The sequence below is a fragment of the Pseudomonas sp. RIT-To-2 genome (assembly GCF_029623465.1).
Lineage (GTDB): Bacteria > Pseudomonadota > Gammaproteobacteria > Pseudomonadales > Pseudomonadaceae > Aquipseudomonas > Aquipseudomonas silvicola.
On the sequence record NZ_JAPYKM010000006.1, the window covers coordinates 134,601 to 152,035 of the forward strand.

Sequence of the window (17,435 nt, forward strand, 5' to 3'; positions counted from 1 at the left end):
GCCGGTAGCCCGGCCCTCCTTTTCAGGTGCGACGCATGTCCAGTGTCATCGGCAGCTCATCGTTGTTCGTGAGTGTAGGTGCCGGCTGCGGGCCAGGGCTATGACCCAGGCGGAAGAAACGCGACAGACGGCGGCTTTCCGCTTCGTTGGCGTTGACGGGCAACGTCTCGTAGTTGCGGCCACCGGGATGGGCCACGTGGTACTGGCAGCCGCCCAGGGAGCGCTGCATCCAGGTGTCATGGATGTCGAACACCAACGGCGCATGCACCGGGATAGTCGGCTGCAGGCAGTTGAACGGCTGCCAGGCGCGAAACCGCACGCCGGCCACGTATTCGCCCACTCGGCCGGTGGGCTGCAACGGTAGGGTGCGGCCGTTGCAGGTCACCACGTAGCGCTGGGGTGACAGGCCGTTGAGCTTGACCTGCAGGCGTTCGAGCGAGGAGTCCACGTAGCGCACGGTTCCACCGGCACCGCCCTCCTCCCCCAGCACGTGCCAAGGCTCCAGGGCCTGGCGCAGTTCCAGCTCGATGCCGGCCACGGCGTAGTCGCCGATCTTGGGGAAGCGGAACTCCAGGTGCGCAGCGAACCATTCAGCTCGCAGTGGGTAACCGGCAGTGTTCAGTTCGGCGATGACATCGGCAAAATCCTGTTCGATGAAATGCGCCAGCATGAAACGGTCATGCAGCTCGGTACCCCACCGCGCCAGCTTGGCCGGGGCGTATGGTTCACGCCAGAAGCGCGCGACCAGCGCACGCAGCAACAGTTGCTGCACCAGGCTCATGCGCGCATGGGGCGGCATCTCGAAACCGCGCAGTTCCAGCAGCCCCAGCCGACCGGTGGCGCCGTCAGGAGAGTAAAGCTTGTCGATGCAGAACTCGGCCCGGTGGGTGTTACCGGTCACGTCGATCAACAGGTTGCGCAGCAGGCGGTCCACCAGCCACGGGGCGCACGGCTCACCCGGCGCCGGCATTTGCTGGAAGGCGATTTCCAGTTCGTACAGCGAGTCGTTGCGCGCTTCGTCGATGCGCGGGGCCTGGGAGGTCGGGCCGATGAACAGCCCGGAAAACAGGTACGACAGCGACGGGTGGTTGTGCCAGTAGCTGATCAGGCTGCGCAGCAGGTCGGGGCGGCGCAGGAACGGCGAGTCCGCAGGCGTGGCGCCACCGAGCACGAAATGGTTGCCGCCACCTGTACCGGTGTGGCGACCGTCGATCATGAATTTCTCGGTGCTCAGGCGGTTTTCCCGGGCCTGTTCGTAAAGAAACTCGGTGCGCTGCACCAACTCATCCCAGGTGGCGGACGGCTGTACGTTGACCTCGATCACGCCAGGGTCGGGGGTAATACGGAAGTTGGCCAGGCGCGGGTCATGGGGCGGCTCGTAGCCTTCCAGCAGCACTGGGCAGCGCAGCTCCCTGGCGGTGGCCTCGATGACGCTGACCAATGCCAGGTAGTCCTCGACCTCTGCCAGCGGCGGCATGAACACGTACAGCCGCCCCTCTCGGGCCTCGGCGCACAACGCCGTGCGGGTGAGCCAATCGGCTGACTCGTCCAGCGCTGGCGCACGGTCGGTTTCGATCGCGGGTGCCTGGCCAGCCACCTGCAATTGCTCCGAAGTTGGCAGCGCGCCCACATCCTGGTTGGGGTCACGGGGGTGAACGAAGGGGTATTCGGCGGCGGTCACCCACGGCTGCGAAGCCAGAGGCAAGCGGTAGCCCAGGGGCGAGTCACCGGGTACCAGGCGGCAACGACTGTCGCGCAGGTACCAGCGGCCGCTTTGCCATTGGTCACCGGCGGCGGTGCGGGCCAGCGGCAGCACCTGGCCGATGATTTTATCCAGGCCTTGGCTGAACACCTTGCGCAGGCGCTTGCGCTCCATTTCTTCGCCCAGGCGCGAGTCTTCGGCGGTGACGTTGCTGGGTAGCGCGCCCTCGCGCCACAGGTAGTAGAAGTTGTCTTCGTAGGCAGGAAAAACAAAGCGCGGCGGCAATTTCAGCCGCTCCGCGACGCTGGCCAGAAAGCGTCCTGCCAATTCACCGGTGGCGCCGTAGTCTTTGCTTTCGTCGGCAATCAGCGCGTCGTCGTGCCAGATCGGTTCGCCGTCCAGCCGCCAGTAAGCGTTCAACGACCAGCGTGGCAGTTGCTCCCCCGGGTACCATTTTCCCTGGCCGAAGTGCACCAGGCCGTTGGGCGCGTACTGCTGACGCATGCGCTGGTACAACTGGGCGGAGAGTGTGCGTTTGGCGTCACCGAGGGCGGCGGTGTTCCATTCGGCACCGTCTGGGTCGTCGATAGACACGAAGGTCGGCTCGCCCCCCATGGTCAAGCGCACATCGCCCTCCACCAGGTCGGCGTCGATCTGCCGCCCGAGCGCCTGGATCGCTTGCCACTGCTCGTCCGTGTAAGGCCGGGTGACCCGTGGTGCCTCCCAGACCCGGGTCACCGACATTTCGTGGCCGAACTCGCACTCGCACGGTTCCACCAGGCCACTGATGGGCGCCGCCGAGGACGGGTCCGGGCTGCAGGCCAACGGAATATGCCCCTCACCGGCGAACAGCCCGGAGGTAGCGTCCAGGCCGATCCAGCCGGCACCGGGCAGGTAGACCTCGCACCAGGCGTGCAGGTCGGTGAAGTCCACCTCGGTACCGGACGGGCCATCCAGCGCCTTGACGTCGGCGGCCAGTTGAATCAGGTAGCCAGACACGAAGCGCGCGGCCAGGCCCAGGTGACGCAGTAACTGCACCAGCAACCAGGCCGAATCGCGGCACGAGCCGGAGGCGTTTTCCAGGGTTTGCTCCGGCGTTTGTACGCCAGGCTCCATGCGAATCAGGTAACCGATGTCCTGGCTCAGGCGCTGGTTGATGCCCACCAGGAAGTCCACCGCCGGGATGGGCGTGCGGTCGATGCCCTTCAGGTAGGCGTCGAACTTCGGCGACAGCGGCAGCTTTTCCAGGTATGGCGCCAGCTCGTGCTGTTCGTCCTTGGCATAGGCGAAAGGGATATTTTCCGCATAAGGCTCAAGGAAGAAGTCGAACGGGTTGAACACCGCCATCTCGGCGACCAGGTCCACCTCAACGCGAAATTCGCGGGTCTTCTCCGGGAACACCAGGCGTGCCAGGTAATTGCCCTGAGGGTCTTGCTGCCAGTTGATGAAATGCTGCTCGGGCAGTACGTTCAACGCGTAGGAAAGCACCCGCGTACGGCTATGGGGCGCAGGGCGCAGGCGCACGATCTGCGGGCCAAGTTCAACCGCACGGTCGTAACGGTAATGCGTGACATGGTGCAATGCGACATGGATCGACACGGCGTGCCTCCTGCGAGCCTGGACGGTAAGCGTACCGCGCAAGACTTATGCCACGTGGCAAAGCCAAGCGTTAGAGCGCTTGCTCATTCAAGCACAGCACCAAGATCGTGCCATGCCCGGTTTGCGTCGACAGCGTTGCACATTTATCGGGCGCGCGCATGACGAAACTGAGCGAGGCGACTGTTGGGCCAGTCAGGCACTGCGTCGCAAAAGGCGCCGTTGGCGCCTCGCCTGGATGCCCGCGCGCATTTCCCGGTGGCGCTTGCTGTTCAGCAACAGCAGACCAATCACGGGCCAAAGCAGGCAGCCGCCGACCATGACGCGGGAAGCACCGGGATCGAACGCCGCCAGAACCGCCAGCAAGCACGCTACGAAGAAAGCCGCCATTACGCCTGCCCAGTTACGCCACCCCAGCACGATGAACAGGTTGATGTGAACCAGCACAGCCCCCAGTGCCAGGCACGCCAGCCAACCGTAGATCGCGCGCTGGTGAACGTTGCCGAGTGCATTGGCCACCATCGCCACCGCCGCCCCCAACGAAAAACACCCCATGAATATGACACCCATGAACACCAGCAGGTAGCGCCCCAGCCACTGGCGAAAGCTTGATACCTCAGTCATCACTCAGTTCCTCGTACAGCCCTGCTGATGGACTTGCCGGTATCGCCCAGGTTTCCAGAGGCCACATTACCGCTCCAGCTCTGCAGTTTTGCGATGGCCGAAGCACATTGCTAACGACCGGATTGGCTACGCCCCTCGCGCTGGCGACGCAACATCAACCAATGCTGACGCATCTCGCGGTGCCTTCTGGAGTTGAGCAGCAGCAAACCAATAAGCGGCGATAGCACCGCTACCGCGTAAACGCCCAGAGGAGGCTGATAGAGATAGCTGGGAAGTCCTGTGAACAGGCAGCCCAACAGGACAGCCACAATGACCCACATAGCTGCAAGCCGGCCACGCACCATGATGAAGTGGGCCAGGAACACTATAAGCCCGGCCAGCGTGCCACCCCCCAGAAGTGCGAGGCCCTTGATGGGCTTGAGCGCAACATCACCCAAGTAGGAGAAGCCAATGACCGCAACGGCTGTTCCGATTGCCACGCAACTGCAGAGCACTACGCCAATGAATACCGGGTAGTACCTGGCGAGCCAGCTGACCGGGTTCAGTTCTGTGCTCACTCGCCATGCTCCTCATACAGCCCAACGGCAACATTGATATTCCCCGACCGGGCGCTACCGATCACACCAAGAGAGGCACCGAGCGCGTCCTTGATCTGGGTAACCGTGGCGTGCTTGAACTGCGCCGGCGTATAGCGCTTTTCCAAGGCCTTGGCTGCCTGCCTGAGCTTCATCAATTTAGGGGTCAGTTTCGGGTCCTTCAGGGCAAGCAATTCAGCTGTCAACCGCTTGCGCTCCTGACGGTTCAGCCCCTGCAGTGCCATGCGCAACGGTCTGCCACTGCTGGCCTTGACCATCATGAGCAGTTTCGTGGTCGTCACCGCTGATGCGCCAACGCCCGCCAATGACATCCCATCCAGAATCAGGGACACAGCCTGGTACCACTCATTGCTATCCAGTTCATCGACCGCCCCCTGGTCGTAAGCGGATACCGCCGTACGCCCGACGCCGGCAATGCATTGCAGACCACTGGCAGTCGCTGCGCTGTAACCGATAAAAGTGATGACCGTACTTGTCCCGCCGGTAAAGGGCGCCGCGATGGTGCCGCTGAGCATCACGACCCAGCTCAATACCGCGCCCATGCACGACAAACCGGCGTTGATCGCTTCCTGAAGAACCTGCGACTCGCGTCTGTCTGTTTGCACCAGATTGATGAATTGCTCCGGCGTTGTATGCCGCTTGGCCTCGCGCAGAATGACCCGCTTAACCGCCTTGCTGCAGATCGGCTTGAACTCACGCAGCGTAATGACATTGAAGTCGCTGTCGATATACACCACCCCAGCCCCAACGATACCGGGGTCGGCGTCGATGGCCGCGAACAGGCGCGGCAGGTTGAGGCTGGTTTCAATGCGCTGGCGGGCAAAACGTTGCGAGGGAGTGGTGAAAGGTTGGATGAGAGCTGTGCTCACTGGACGGTTCCTTGTTCAGTGGGGGAGACGCGATACATGCCGCAATCGCCGTCTGGCAGCACGCGGCCCTTATACGGTGGGGTCGGTGCTGCTCGGCGCCTGTGGCGCGGCCTGGAGGCCGCGGCTACAGGGGGATATCAACTCAGCGCGGCAATACCGGCTGGCGTGACGGTTTCTTCTTGCCCTTGCCACCCTTGGCCGCATCGTGGCGGGCCTTGGCGGCTTCCTTGGCGCGGGCTTCGGCGGCGGCCTTGGCCTGTTCGCGCTTGTCCCACGGCTTGGAGCCGTCGCTGCCACGCGGTGGCAGGCCGGTGTGCTGGGTCAGGATGCGGGTTTCCTTGGCCACCTTGTGGCTGCCGGCCGGCGTCGAGTTCTTGCGCCGTGCACTCTGGTAGGTGTCGGTGGCCGGCTGGTGCAGCGGGATCAACTGGTGCTTGCCCGGGCCGATCAGGTCGGCGCGGCCCATGCGTTCCAGCGCTTCACGCAGCATCGGCCAGCCCTTCGGGTCGTGGTAGCGCAGGAACGCCTTGTGCAAGCGGCGCTGCTCTTCGCTCTTGACGATGGTGACCGGGTCGCTCTTGTAGGTGACCTTGCGCAGCGGGTTCTTGCCCGAGTGGTACATGGCCGTGGCCGACGCCATGGGCGACGGGTAGAAGGCCTGCACCTGGTCGGCGCGGAACCCGTTGCCCTTGAGCCACAGGGCCAGGTTCATCATGTCTTCGTCGGTGGTACCCGGGTGCGCGGCGATGAAGTACGGGATCAGGTACTGTTCCTTGCCCGCTTCTTTCGAATACTTCTCGAACATGCGCTTGAACTTGTCGTACGAGCCGATACCCGGCTTCATCATCTGGTTCAGCGGGCCTTCTTCGGTGTGCTCCGGCGCAATCTTCAGGTAGCCGCCCACGTGGTAGGTGACCAGCTCCTTGACGTACTCCGGCGACTCCACCGCCAAATCGTAGCGCAGGCCCGAGGCGATCAGAATCTTCTTCACCCCCGGCAGGGCACGAGCACTGCGGTACAGCTGGATCAGCGCCGAGTGGTCGGTGTTCAGGTTCGGGCAGATACCCGGGAACACGCACGACGGCTTGCGGCACGCCGATTCGATTTCCGGGCTCTTGCAGGCGATGCGGTACATGTTCGCGGTCGGCCCGCCCATGTCCGAAATGACACCGGTGAAACCGGGCACCTTGTCGCGGATCTCTTCGATCTCGCGAATGATCGACTCTTCGGAACGGTTCTGGATGATGCGGCCTTCGTGCTCGGTGATCGAGCAGAAGGTGCAGCCGCCGAAGCAGCCACGCATGATGTTCACGGAGAAGCGGATCATGTCGTAGGCCGGAATTTTTTCCTTGCCGTACGCCGGGTGCGGGATGCGCGCGTAGGGCATGCCGAACACGTAGTCCATTTCTTCGGTGGTCATGGGAATGGGCGGCGGGTTGAACCACACATCCACTTCGCCATGCTTCTGCACCAGCGCGCGGGCGTTGCCCGGGTTGGTTTCCAGGTGCAGCACGCGGTTGGCGTGGGCATACAGCACGGCGTCGCCACGTACTTTCTCGAACGACGGCAGGCGGATGACCGTCTTGTCGCGGGTCATGCGCGGGCTGGCCAGGATCTGCACGACCTTGGCCTCGTTCGGGTCTTCGACCTCGCCCTTTTCCTGCTCGATGGCGCAGGCCTGGGTGTCCTGGGTGTTGACGTACGGGTTGATGATCTTGTCGATCTTGCCCGGGCGGTCGATACGGGTGGAGTCCACTTCGTACCAGCCCTGGGGCGTGTCGCGGCGCACGAAGGCGGTACCGCGAATGTCCGTGATGTCTTCGATCTTCTGCCCGTAGGACAGACGTTGAGCCACTTCGACGATGGCGCGCTCGGCGTTGCCGTACAGCAGGATGTCGGCGCACGCGTCGATCAGGATCGAATGGCGAACGCGGTCCTGCCAGTAGTCATAGTGCGCGATGCGGCGCAGCGAGGCCTCGATGCCGCCCAGCACGATCGGCACATGCTTGTAGGCTTCCTTGCAGCGCTGGCTGTACACCAGGCTGGCGCGGTCGGGGCGCTTGCCCGCCAGGCCGCCTGGGGTGTAGGCGTCGTCGGAACGAATCTTCTTGTCCGCGGTGTAGCGGTTGATCATCGAGTCCATGTTGCCGGCCGCGACGCCGAAGAACAGGTTCGGCTCGCCCAGCTTCATGAAGTCGTCTTTGGACGTCCAGTCGGGCTGGGCGATGATGCCCACGCGAAAGCCCTGGGCTTCCAGCAGGCGGCCGATGATGGCCATGCCAAACGACGGATGGTCGACATAGGCATCACCGGTGACGATGATGATGTCACAGGAATCCCAGCCAAGCTGATCCATCTCCTCCCTGCTCATGGGCAGGAATGGCGCTGGCCCGAAACACTCGGCCCAGTACTTTGGATAGTCGAATAACGGCTTGGCTGCTTGCATGTCGATGACCGTGTGGCTACGTGTTGAAAAAACGCGGGCGCGGAATATAGCACAAATTTTGACCAATTGTGGGACCGGGCGAAGCTCGGGAAGGCCGCGACGCTATATTCGATAGTCCGCGTCGCCTGATTCCCGAGCTTCGCCCGGTCCCACAGGGGTGGTCCTTGAATCCTGATTGACGTTACTCGTCGTCGTCGAAGTTGTAGCTGCCTGGGGCCAGGTTCTCGAAGCGCGTGTATTTGCCGATGAAGGCCAGGCGGATGAAGCCGATGGGGCCGTTACGCTGCTTGCCGATGATGATCTCGGCGATGCCCTTGTGCTCGGTCTCCGGGTGGTACACCTCGTCCCGGTACACGAACATGATCACGTCGGCGTCCTGCTCGATCGCACCCGATTCACGCAAGTCGGAGTTCACCGGGCGCTTGTTGGGGCGTTGTTCCAGGGAGCGGTTGAGCTGCGACAGCGCCACCACTGGGCAGTTGAATTCCTTGGCCAAGGCTTTCAACGACCGGGAAATCTCGGAAATCTCGTTGGTACGGTTGTCACCACTGGACCCCGGGATCTGCATCAGCTGCAGGTAGTCGATCATGATCAGGCCGATGTCGCCGTGCTCGCGCACCAGGCGGCGGGTACGCGCACGCATTTCCGAAGGGCTGATGCCGGCGGTATCGTCGATGAACAGCTTGCGGTCGTTGAGCAGGTTGACCGCCGAGGTCAGGCGCGGCCAATCGTCATCGTCCAGGCGGCCGGAACGCACCTTGGTCTGGTCGATACGGCCCAGGGACGAGAGCATCCGCATGACCAGCGAATCACCTGGCATCTCCAGCGAATAGACCAGCACCACCTTGTCGCTGCGCAGCACGGCGTTCTCCACCAGGTTCATGGCGAAGGTGGTCTTGCCCATGGACGGCCGGCCGGCGACGATGATCAGGTCGGCCGGCTGCAGGCCGCTGGTCTTCTCGTCCAGGTCGGTGTAGCCAGTGGACAGGCCGGTGATGGCCTCATCAGTGTTGAACAAGGTGTCGATGCGGTCGATGGCCTTGGTCAGCAGGTCATTCACGCTCACCGGGCCGCCGGTTTTCGGCCGGGCCTCGGCGATCTGGAAGATCTGCCGTTCGGCCTCGTCGAGGATCTCGGCGGCGTTGCGGCCCTGGGGGTTGAATGCGCTGTCAGCAATCTCGTTGCTGATGCTGATCAACTGGCGCAGGGTGGCCCGCTCACGGACGATCTGGGCATAGGCCTTGATGTTGGCGACCGACGGCGTGTTTTTCGCCAGCTCACCCAGGTAGCCAAGGCCGCCGACCTGGCTGCTCTGCCCTTCCTTGTCCAGCTGCTCATGCAGGGTAACCACGTCGAACGGCGTGTTCTGGTCAGCCAGCTTGGCAATGGCGCGGAAGATCAGGCGATGGTCATGACGGTAGAAATCGCCGTCCGAAACTTGATCGAGCACACGTTCCCAGGCGTTGTTGTCCAGCATCAAGCCACCGAGCACGGCCTGTTCGGCCTCGATGGAATGCGGCGGCACCTTCAGGGCAGCGGTTTGCAGATCGTATTGCTCGGGAGCGGATATCTCGTTCATGGCCACTTGAAATCAGGGGATACAGAAAGACAAAGGGCACGACCTGTTAGACAGGATCGTGCCCGATGTTACCGGCTGGCACCCGAAGGTGCCAAGCCGATCGGCATTACTTAAGCAGCTACGACGACAACGCGTACGGTAGCTTCTACGTCGCTGTGCAGGTGCACGGCAACGTCGTATTCGCCAACGTTACGGATGGTGCCGTTCGGCAGACGAACTTCAGCCTTGGCAACTTCAACGCCGGAGGCGGTCAGAGCGTCAGCGATGTCGTGGGTGCCGATCGAACCGAACAGCTTGCCTTCGTCACCGGCGGTGGCAGTGATGGTCACTTCCAGCTCAGCCAGTTGGGCAGCGCGAGTTTCAGCCGAAGCTTTCTTGTCTGCTGCGATTTTTTCCAGCTCGGCACGACGCTCTTCGAACGCAGCCAGGTTGGCTGGGGTCGCGGCGGTGGCTTTGCCGTAAGGCAGCAGGTAGTTACGGCCGTAACCAGCCTTAACGTTTACTTTGTCGCCCAGGTTGCCCAGGTTGGCGACTTTTTCCAGAAGGATCAGTTGCATGTGGAAATCCTCTAACTTTTAACCTTCACCGTTCGCATTGTCGGCGTCTTTCGACGCCAAACGTCCGCGAAAATCAATCAGGCTGTCGACAATGGCCAAAACCACGAGCAAAGGACCGAGCAACTGCATGAAAGGCAGCAATGTCACATAAACCCCTACAAGCCAGAAGCCTGCCAGTTTCTTGCGCGCCACCAGCCCATGTATCAGGGCCAGCGCGGCAAAGACCAGTGGAACACTGCACAACGGCGACAAGATCAATGTGTACACACCGAAGAACGGTGCGAGGCACATGATGGCCAGCAGTGACAGCGCCACTTTTCGGGGGATTCGGATGTCGCGAAACTCGCGGCCGAACCCACCGGGGTTATACAACATCGCCTGCCAATAACGCCCAAGGATCAGGCATAGCACGCTCAGGACCTGCGACGAAAACGCGATTGAAATGATCGTCAGCGGCACCATCAGTGCACCGAATGTGGCTTTCTGGTCTGCCGAGAAATTCTGGTAGACCTCACCCATCGCCTGCGGCAAGACATCAGCAAATGCCTTGGCCAGCGGTTCGACGGCGGAACTGAACACAGTTCCCACGCACACGGCACACAACAGCCCCACGGCCACACTGCCAAGCAGTATGCGGTTCCAGGAATGGCCTGCGCGCAACATCAGCGCGAGGCTCCAAGCCCCCAGCAGCACCAGAAGGCCTGCCGGGTCTTGGGTGAAGTGCCAGCTAACCAGCCCTGACAACAACCCCAGACCAAGGACGCTCGAGGCGTCCGAACCGCGCCGCAGGAGTACAAGACAACCTGCGGCGGCACTCAACCAGAACAACAGCGGCAATGCCGCACATCCCGCCACCACCAGGGTGGCTTGCACGCGTCCGCGCATGATGAAATCAGCTATGGGGCGCATGCATCAATCCTTTGTTACTTGTCGACGACCTGGTCTCAGCGGCCGTGGCTGTCGGTGTAGGCCAGCAGGGCCAGGAAGCGGGCGCGCTTGATAGCGACGGCCAGCTGACGCTGATAACGAGCTTTGGTACCGGTGATACGGCTTGGAACGATTTTGCCGGTTTCGGATACGTAGGCTTTCAGAGTGTTGAGATCTTTGTAATCGATCTCTTTCACGTCTTCAGCGGTGAAGCGGCAGAATTTACGACGACGGAAGAAACGTGCCATGTAATTGGCTCCTCAAAAGGTCCGTGGATTACTCGTCAGCGTTATCGCTGGCGTCGCTGTTGTCGCTGTCATCGCCATCGGCGCTGTCAGCATGCTCAGGACGGTCACGACGCTCACGGCGCTCGCTGCGGTTTTCTTCGGCCTTGAGCATCTCGGACTGACCAGTTACGGCTTCGTCGCGACGGATGACCAGGTTACGGATCACGGCATCGTTGTAGCGGAAGTTGTCTTCCAGCTCGGCCAGGGCCTTGCCGGTGCACTCAACGTTCAGCATCACGTAGTGAGCCTTGTGAACATTGTTGATTGCGTAGGCCAGTTGACGACGGCCCCAGTCTTCCAGACGGTGGATTTTGCCGCCGTCTTCTTCGATCAGCTTGGTGTAACGCTCAACCATGCCGCCGACTTGCTCGCTCTGGTCAGGGTGGACCAGAAAGATGATTTCGTAATGACGCATGAATGCTCCTTACGGGTTGTAGCCTGCCGCCAGAGCGGTCAGACAAGGAGTGAATGACACTGTATGTCTTGCTCGCGGAAAAGGTGGCGACGATGAACTGCCAGCACCTGCCGTCGAGGCAAGGGGCGCAATTGTAGAGAAGGGGCGGGGGACAAGCAAGGGAATTGGTGAATATTTGAACAGAATTGCGGTGCCTGCTTCCCGAGCTTCGCCCGGCCCTACAGGGTTCGGCATGAACCCTCGTGGGACCGGGCGAAGCTCGGGAAAAAGACGGCGCCGATCTTACTTCTTGGCGCCGCGCTGACGAACGGCTTCGAACAGGCACACGCCGGTGGCCACCGACACGTTCAGGCTGCTGACGCTGCCATGCATCGGCAGCTTCACCAGGTAATCGCAGTGCTCGCGGGTCAGGCGGCGCATGCCCTTGCCTTCGGCGCCCATGACCAGGATGGTCGGGCCGGTCATGTCGTGCTGGTACAGCTCCTGCTCGGCTTCGCCAGCGGTGCCCACTACCCACAGGCCACGCTGCTGGAGTTTTTCCAGGGTGCGCGCCAGGTTGGTCACGGCCACCAGCGGGATCACTTCGGCAGCACCACAGGCCACTTTACGCACTGCGGGGGTCAGGGTCGCCGACTTGTCCTTGGGCACGATGACGGCCAGCACACCCGCCGCATCGGCGGTGCGCAGGCAGGCGCCAAGGTTGTGCGGGTCAGTCACGCCATCCAGCACCAGCAGCAATGGGGCACCTTCGGTACGGTCGAGCAGCTCGTCGAGCATCGCCTCGCCCCAGACCTGGCTAGGGCTGACTTCGGCGACCACGCCCTGATGCACGCCCTCGACCCAGGCGTCCATTTCGCGACGCTCAGCCTGGCCCACCGACACGCGGTTTTCCGCGGCCAGGGCAATCAGCGGCTGTACACGTGGGTCGTTGCGGCTTTCCGCCAACCAGATCTGCTTGACCCGCTTGGGGTGGTGACGCAACAGGGCTTCCACAGCGTGCACGCCGTAGATCTTTTCCAACTGACTCATGACTTCGCCTTCGGTTTACGGGCACCCGTCTTCGACGGGCCTTTGCGATGCGTGGTGGGCTTGCTGGCGCCGGACGACTTGTCCGAACGCGCCGGCTTGCCGCCACCGCTCTTGGCCTCGGCCAACAGCGCTTTTTTCATTTCGCGGCTTTTGCGCACGTCGGCATTGTTGGCCGCAGCATCGGAAGCGCGGTAGGCGCTTGCCGACTCCGACGACTTGGCCGGGCGCTTGGACGGCTTGGACACCGGCGCGGCAGGCGCTGGCTTTTCGTAGGCCGGTTTTTCGTAAGCAGGCTTGTCGTAGGACTTGGCCGCAGGCTTCTTGTCAGCAGCCTTCTTCGCCGCGGGCTTTTCAGCCTGGCGATTCTTGCGACCCACCGGAGCACTGGTGGTTTTTTCCGACATGCCGAAGTCGATCTTGCGCTCATCCAGATCGACCCGCATGACCTGTACTTCCACAGTGTCGCCCAGGCGGAAGCTGCGGCCGGTGCGCTCGCCCGCGAGGCGGTGGTGCACAGGGTCGAAGTGGTAGTAGTCGCCCGGCAGCGCGGTGACGTGCACCAGGCCTTCGACGAAAATATCGGTCAGTTCCACGAACAGACCGAAACCGGTCACGGCCGTGATCACGCCCGGGAAGGTTTCGCCCACCCGGTCTTTCATGAACTCGCACTTGAGCCAGTTGACCACGTCGCGGGTGGCTTCGTCGGCACGGCGCTCGCTCATGGAGCACTGCTCGCCCAACTGCTCCAGGGCCGGCTCGTCGTACGGGTAGATCCGCGCTTTCGGAATGGTCATGGCACCGGCACGCTTGACGTGCGGGGTGTCCATCTTCGAGCGGATCACGCTGCGGATGGCGCGGTGGGTCAGCAGGTCCGGGTAACGGCGGATCGGCGAAGTGAAGTGGGTGTACGCCTCGTAGTTCAGACCGAAGTGGCCGTTGTTCTCGGCGCTGTACACCGCCTGGCTCAGGGAGCGCAGCATCACGGTCTGGATCACGTGGAAGTCCGGACGGTCCTGGATGCTTTCCAGCAGCGCGCGGTAGTCCTTGGGTGACGGACCGTCCTTGCCCTTGTTGATCGACAGCCCCAGCTCGCCGAGGAAGGCGCGCAGTTTTTCCAGGCGCTCTGGCGGCGGGCCATCGTGCACACGGTACAGGGCCGGGATTTCATGCTTTTGCAGGAATTCGGCGGTGGCAACGTTGGCGGCCAGCATGCACTCTTCGATCAGCTTGTGGGCGTCGTTGCGCACAGTCGGCTTGATTTCCGCGATCTTGCGCTCGGAACCGAAGACGATGCGGGTTTCCTGGGTTTCGAAGTCGATGGCGCCACGGGCATGGCGGGCACCCAGCAGCACTTTGTACATGGCGTACAACTGCTTGAGATGCGGCAACACGTCACCGTACTCGCCGCGCAGGGCCTTGGCCTCACTGGTGCGCGAATGCTCGAGCATGGTGCTGACCTTGTTGTAGGTCAGGCGCGCATGGGAGTGGATCACCGCTTCGTAGAACTGGTAATCGGTCATCTCGCCGGTCTTGGAGATGGTCATTTCGCAGACCATGGCCAGGCGATCGACGTGCGGGTTCAGCGAGCACAGGCCGTTGGACAGCTCTTCCGGCAGCATCGGGATCACGCGCTCGGGGAAGTACACCGAGTTGCCGCGCACCTGGGCTTCTTCGTCCAGGGCCGAGCCCAGTTTCACGTAGCTGGACACGTCGGCGATGGCCACGTATAGCTTCCAGCCGCCATTGAACAGGCGCAGTTTGCTCTTGGCTTCGCAGTAGACGGCATCGTCGAAGTCGCGGGCGTCTTCGCCGTCGATGGTGACGAACGGCAGGTGGCGCAGGTCGACGCGGTTCTGCTTGTCCTTCTCTTCCACCTCGGGCTTGAGCTTGGCGGCTTCCTTGAGCACGGCCTGCGGCCATACGTGAGGAATGTCATAGGTACGCAGCGCCACGTCGATTTCCATGCCCGGCGCCATGTAGTTGCCGACCACTTCGATGACATCGCCCTGGGGCTGGAAGCGCGGGGTTGGCCAGTGGGTGATCTTCACCTCGACAAACTGGCCAATCTTGGCGCCGGCGTTGCGGCCCGGGGTAATCAGCACTTCCTGATTGACCTTGGGGTTGTCCGGGGTGACGAAGCCGATACCGCCCTCTTCGAAATAGCGGCCGACAATGGTCTCGTGACCACGGGACACCACTTCGACGATCACGCCTTCACGACGACCACGGCGGTCAAGGCCGGAAACCCGGGCCAGGGCACGGTCGCCGTCGAACACCAGGCGCATCTGCGCCGGGCTCATGAACAGGTCATCGGAGCCGTCGTCGGGGATCAGGAAGCCAAAGCCGTCGCGGTGGCCGCTGATGCGACCGGCGATCAGGTCGAGCTTGTCCACGGGCGCATAGGTGCCGCGGCGGGTGTAGATGAGCTGGGCGTCGCGCTCCATGGCGCGCAGGCGGCGGCGCAGCGCCTCCACCTGGTCTTCGGTGGTCAGCCCGAACTCTTCCACCAACTGTTCGCGGCTGGCGGGAGAGCCACGCTCGTCGAGGTGCTGGAGGATCAGCTCGCGGCTGGGAATAGGGTTTTCGTATTTTTCCGCTTCACGAGCGGCCTCGGGATCGAGGGACTGCCAATCGGCCATTAGAGAAATTTCACCTTGTCTATATAAGGGTTAGTTTGGCATACGCGTATTGAAACGGGAAATTTCACCGTTTGACAGCCCCCGCGATGCCGCACATTCGGGCTGAAACCTGCACCATGCAAAAAAACCTAAACTTTTTTCATAACAGGGGTTTACAGGTCAAAAGGACGCCCGTATAGTGCGCCCCATCGGAAACGCAACAGCGCTGACGATGATGCCCAGATGGTGAAATTGGTAGACACGCCAGCTTCAGGTGCTGGTGACCTTACGGTCGTGGAAGTTCGAGTCTTCTTCTGGGCACCAAATTCAGGCTTGAGATTACAGCAATCTTGAGCCACTCACAAAAACCCGCGAAAGCGGGTTTTTGCGTTTCTGGCCTCCGAAAAACTTTTTCAAATATTTTTGCACTCAGGGGTTTACAGCCTCCAATACCCTCCGTATAGTGCGCCCCACAACGACGGACAACGTCGAAGTAAATGCCCAGATGGTGAAATTGGTAGACACGCCAGCTTCAGGTGCTGGTGACCTTACGGTCGTGGAAGTTCGAGTCTTCTTCTGGGCACCAATTCAGATTCACAGATCCTTGGTCTCTGAGTCACCCCAAAAACCCGCTAACGCGGGTTTTTGCGTTTCTGGCGTTTGAAAATTGCGCCCCCCTCTTCCCGAGCTTCGCCCGACCCCCTCAAGGCACCCCCAGCTATCAGAGCCGCTGTGCAGACCGGGCGCAGGGCACTTCGGTTTATCAGGCACGCCACGGGCCTCGCCCAGGCCCGCAGGGGCGCCCTGGGCGCCGAGGGCCTGACAGAAACGACAAAGGGCCCCGAAGGGCCCTTTGAGCTTGCTACAGCAGGCTTACGCGAACGGGTGACGCAGCACGATGGTTTCGTTGCGGTCCGGACCGGTCGAAATGATGTCGATCGGTGCACCGACCAGCTCTTCGACACGCTTGATGTAGTTGCGGGCAGCCAATGGCAGCTCTTCCAGGGTCTTGGCACCCAGGGTCGATTCGCTCCAGCCTGGCATCTGCTCGTACACCGGCTCCAGGCCGATGTAGCTGTCTGCGTCGGTCGGTGCGTCGATGACCGCGCCTTCGGCGTTCTTGTAACCAACGCAGATATTGATGGTTTCCAGGCCGTCCAGTACGTCCAGCTTGGTCAGGCAGATGCCCGAGATGCTGTTGACGTCGATGGCGCGGCGCAGGATGACGGCGTCGAACCAGCCGCAACGACGGGCACGGCCGGTGGTGGCACCGAACTCGTGGCCACGCTTGGCCAGATAGGCACCCACGTCATCGAACAGCTCGGTAGGGAACGGACCGGAACCCACGCGAGTGGTGTAGGCCTTGGTGATGCCCAGGATGTAGTCCAGGTACATGGGGCCGACACCCGAACCCGTGGCGATGCCGCCAGCGGTGGTGTTGGAGCTGGTCACGTACGGGTAGGTACCGTGGTCGATGTCCAGCAGCGAGCCCTGGGCACCTTCGAACATGATGTCCTTGCCAGCGCGACGCAGGGCGTGCAGCTCGGCGGTGACGTCCAGCATCATCGGCTTGAGCAGCTCGGCGTATTCCATGCACTCGTCCAGGGTCTTCTGGAAGTCGATGGCCGGCTCTTTGTAGTAATTGACCAGCACGAAGTTGTGGTAGTCCAGCAACTCGCCCAGCTTGGCGGCGAAACGCTCGCGGTGGAACAGGTCACCGATGCGCAGGCCGCGGCGCGCGACCTTGTCTTCGTAGGCCGGGCCGATGCCGCGACCGGTGGTACCGATCTTGTGCTCGCCACGGGCTTTTTCGCGAGCCTGGTCCAGGGCCACGTGGTAGGAGAGGATCAGCGGGCAGGAGGGGCTGATGCGCAGGCGCTCACGCACCGGTACGCCCTTCTCTTCCAGCTTGATGATCTCACGCAGCAGGGCGTCGGGGGCTACCACCACGCCGTTGCCGATCAGGCATTGCACGCCTTCGCGCAGCACGCCCGACGGAATCAGGTGCAGAACGGTCTTTTCACCGTCGATCACCAGGGTGTGGCCAGCATTGTGGCCACCTTGGTAGCGCACTACGGCGGCTGCATGTTCGGTCAGCAGATCAACGATCTTGCCTTTGCCCTCATCACCCCACTGGGTGCCCAGGACTACGACATTCTTACCCATGACACTTGTCCTCATTCGCGCAAA

13 protein-coding genes and 2 tRNA genes are annotated in these 17,435 nt (G+C 62.0%); 2 read left to right on the forward strand and 13 right to left on the reverse strand.

Annotation, left to right across the window (positions count from 1 at the left end; translation table 11 throughout):
• Positions 1-22: 22 nt before the first annotated feature.
• From QBK88_RS07895 to rnr, 12 genes are all read right to left on the reverse strand, one after another.
• Positions 23-3,301, reverse strand: coding sequence for a transglutaminase family protein (locus tag QBK88_RS07895; RefSeq protein WP_277961613.1), 3,279 nt, complete (start codon positions 3,299-3,301; stop codon positions 23-25).
• A gap of 192 nt (positions 3,302-3,493) precedes the next feature.
• Positions 3,494-3,922 (reverse strand): hypothetical protein, encoded by a 429-nt coding sequence (locus tag QBK88_RS07900; RefSeq protein ID WP_277961614.1) that lies wholly within the window; start codon positions 3,920-3,922, stop codon positions 3,494-3,496.
• A 110-nt stretch (positions 3,923-4,032) separates the two neighbouring features.
• On the reverse strand, positions 4,033-4,479 hold the full coding sequence (locus QBK88_RS07905; protein ID WP_277961615.1) for a hypothetical protein: 447 nt from the start codon (positions 4,477-4,479) through the stop codon (positions 4,033-4,035).
• Positions 4,476-5,387 (reverse strand): NAD synthetase, encoded by a 912-nt coding sequence (locus QBK88_RS07910; protein ID WP_277961616.1) that lies wholly within the window; start codon positions 5,385-5,387, stop codon positions 4,476-4,478. The genes QBK88_RS07905 and QBK88_RS07910 overlap by 4 nt, the downstream gene beginning before the upstream one ends.
• A gap of 142 nt (positions 5,388-5,529) precedes the next feature.
• Positions 5,530-7,833 (reverse strand): YgiQ family radical SAM protein, encoded by a 2,304-nt coding sequence (locus QBK88_RS07915; protein ID WP_277961617.1) that lies wholly within the window; start codon positions 7,831-7,833, stop codon positions 5,530-5,532.
• 181 nt (positions 7,834-8,014) lie between these two features.
• Complete coding sequence (gene dnaB, locus QBK88_RS07920; protein WP_277961618.1) at positions 8,015-9,412, reverse strand: replicative DNA helicase; 1,398 nt, start codon at positions 9,410-9,412, stop codon at positions 8,015-8,017.
• Positions 9,413-9,522: 110 nt separating this feature from the next.
• Positions 9,523-9,969 (reverse strand): 50S ribosomal protein L9, encoded by a 447-nt coding sequence (gene rplI / locus QBK88_RS07925; RefSeq protein ID WP_027979702.1) that lies wholly within the window; start codon positions 9,967-9,969, stop codon positions 9,523-9,525.
• An 18-nt stretch (positions 9,970-9,987) separates the two neighbouring features.
• A complete protein-coding gene (locus QBK88_RS07930; protein ID WP_277961619.1) occupies positions 9,988-10,878 on the reverse strand; it encodes a hypothetical protein in 891 nt (296 codons plus the stop codon).
• A 35-nt stretch (positions 10,879-10,913) separates the two neighbouring features.
• Positions 10,914-11,144, reverse strand: coding sequence for a 30S ribosomal protein S18 (gene rpsR, locus QBK88_RS07935; protein ID WP_008368574.1), 231 nt, complete (start codon positions 11,142-11,144; stop codon positions 10,914-10,916).
• A gap of 28 nt (positions 11,145-11,172) precedes the next feature.
• Complete coding sequence (gene rpsF, locus QBK88_RS07940; protein ID WP_027979704.1) at positions 11,173-11,598, reverse strand: 30S ribosomal protein S6; 426 nt, start codon at positions 11,596-11,598, stop codon at positions 11,173-11,175.
• A gap of 282 nt (positions 11,599-11,880) precedes the next feature.
• Positions 11,881-12,627, reverse strand: a complete 747-nt coding sequence (gene rlmB, locus QBK88_RS07945) for a 23S rRNA (guanosine(2251)-2'-O)-methyltransferase RlmB (protein WP_277961620.1) — start codon at positions 12,625-12,627, stop codon at positions 11,881-11,883.
• Entirely contained in the window at positions 12,624-15,266 is a 2,643-nt protein-coding gene (gene rnr, locus QBK88_RS07950) for a ribonuclease R (protein WP_277961621.1), read from the reverse strand. The genes rlmB and rnr overlap by 4 nt, the downstream gene beginning before the upstream one ends.
• A gap of 216 nt (positions 15,267-15,482) precedes the next feature.
• Here rnr and QBK88_RS07955 point away from each other — a divergent pair.
• Both QBK88_RS07955 and QBK88_RS07960 read left to right on the forward strand, forming a co-directional pair.
• Positions 15,483-15,569: transfer RNA gene (locus tag QBK88_RS07955), tRNA-Leu, on the forward strand.
• 175 nt (positions 15,570-15,744) lie between these two features.
• Positions 15,745-15,831 (forward strand) — tRNA-Leu (locus QBK88_RS07960).
• A gap of 287 nt (positions 15,832-16,118) precedes the next feature.
• On the opposite strand, the gene QBK88_RS07965 is transcribed toward QBK88_RS07960, so the two are convergent.
• Positions 16,119-17,411 (reverse strand): adenylosuccinate synthase, encoded by a 1,293-nt coding sequence (locus tag QBK88_RS07965; protein ID WP_158157081.1) that lies wholly within the window; start codon positions 17,409-17,411, stop codon positions 16,119-16,121.
• Positions 17,412-17,435: the final 24 nt, after the last annotated feature.